The sequence below is a fragment of the Acinetobacter sp. genome, assembly GCF_045628685.1.
Lineage (GTDB): Bacteria > Pseudomonadota > Gammaproteobacteria > Pseudomonadales > Moraxellaceae > Acinetobacter.
On sequence record NZ_JAZQPV010000009.1, the window covers coordinates 1 to 1,675 of the forward strand.

General features: G+C 39.8%; 2 protein-coding genes. Both read left to right on the forward strand.

Annotated features, from left to right (window positions below; genetic code table 11):
- Positions 1 to 1,371: phage portal protein (locus tag ACKI4H_RS01820; protein ID WP_407303447.1), on the forward strand; the 1,371-nt coding region annotated here is incomplete at its 5' end.
- On the forward strand, positions 1,368 to 1,658 hold the full coding sequence (locus ACKI4H_RS01825) for a head-tail connector protein (RefSeq protein ID WP_407303448.1): 291 nt from the start codon (positions 1,368 to 1,370) through the stop codon (positions 1,656 to 1,658). The genes ACKI4H_RS01820 and ACKI4H_RS01825, both read left to right, overlap by 4 nt.
- Positions 1,659 to 1,675 lie beyond the last annotated feature (17 nt).

Sequence of the window (1,675 nt, forward strand, 5' to 3'; positions counted from 1 at the left end):
AGATCTCTTTTTGTTCAAGAACCCTATTCGGGTGCGTGGCAAAAGAACGATGAATTAACACGTGAAGATGTAACTGCACACCATGCTGTTTTTGCTTGCGTATCTTTAATTTCACAAGATATTGGCAAGATGCCGATTCAATTAAAGAAGCGCGAAAAAGATGTACTTGTTAATGCTGAAATACCAAGTAAGTTCCGAGTATTAAAAAAACCGAACCGCTTTCAGATTTGGCAACAGTTCAGCGAAAATTGGACTACATCGCTTTTGCTTCGTGGAAATACTTATGTTCTAAAGCGCCGTGATATTTTTGGTGAAGTGGCTGAGCTGGTAGTCTTGAATCCAGATATGTGTAAGCCATTGATTGACGATAATGGAAATGTGTTTTATCAGTTGAACAATGACCGTTTAGCACAAACTGAATCGGTAGTAGTTCCAGCATCTGAAATTATTCATGATCGTATTAATTGCTTTTATCATCCGTTGGTTGGTTTAACACCAATTATGGCGTGTTCACTGGCTGCTGGTCAGGGTATCGAGATTCAAAGGAATTCTCGCAATCTATTTAGAAACAACAGTAGACCTTCTGGTGTATTAACAACGCCTGGATCTATTACCAATGAAAAAGCTGCTGAATTACGCAAACAATGGAATGCAAATTATTCTGGCGCTAACCTCGGTGGAACTGCAGTGCTGGGTGATGGTGTAACTTTTCAAACTATTACCGTTTCTGCTGCTGATTCACAACTTATTGAACAATTAAAAATGACGGCTGAAATCATTTGCTCAGTCTTCCATGTGCCATTGTTTAAAGTTGGTCTGGGGCCTACACCTTCAGGCAAAATTTCAGATTTAAATGAAATTTACTATTCAGACTGTTTGCAAAGTCCAATTGAAGCACGTGAAAACTTATTGGATGATGGGTTAGGTCTACTAGATAGTGGATTGGAAGCATTTTTAAATATTAATGTGCTAATTCGAATGGACTCAACATCACAAATGGCACGTTTGAAAGAAGGTGTTGGTGCTGCAATCCTAACGCCAAATGAAGCACGAGTAGAGGTTGGTTTGTTGCCAATACCTGGTGGCGATACTGTTTATATGCAGCAGCAAAACTATTCAGTTGCGGCATTGGCTAAACGTGATCAAAAAGAAGATCCATTTAGCAAAGAATCGACAGCTAAAACAGAGCCAAAACCTACTGAAACAGACTCGAAAAGCTTATACAAAGGCGTTTTTAAGCCTGATAATCAGTACAAAATCGGGCAGTTTGTCACGAAAAATGGCTCACTTTGGCATGTGGAAAAAGCTCACTTAGGCGAGTTTGACCATGAAAACTTTAAATTAGTGCAAAAGAAATGGGGTGAGTCATGAGCATAGTTACTTTGCCAGAGGTTAAAGAGCATTTGCGCTACGACACTGATGATAATGACCCGATGCTGGAAATGTATATTAAGGCCGCTGAAAATGCGGTTTTAAATTATGTGACTGATAAATTCGAGGGTGAATATCCTGATGTGGTAAAGCATGCAGTATTGCTTATGGTAGGTATGTTTGATACCGATCGAGAGCCAAGCAAAGATTCACCCATTACTGACAATTATTTGCCGGCCCCAGTGCGTGCTTTGCTTTATCCATATCGCACCCCAACAGCTATATAGGTGATTTATGTGCTGTA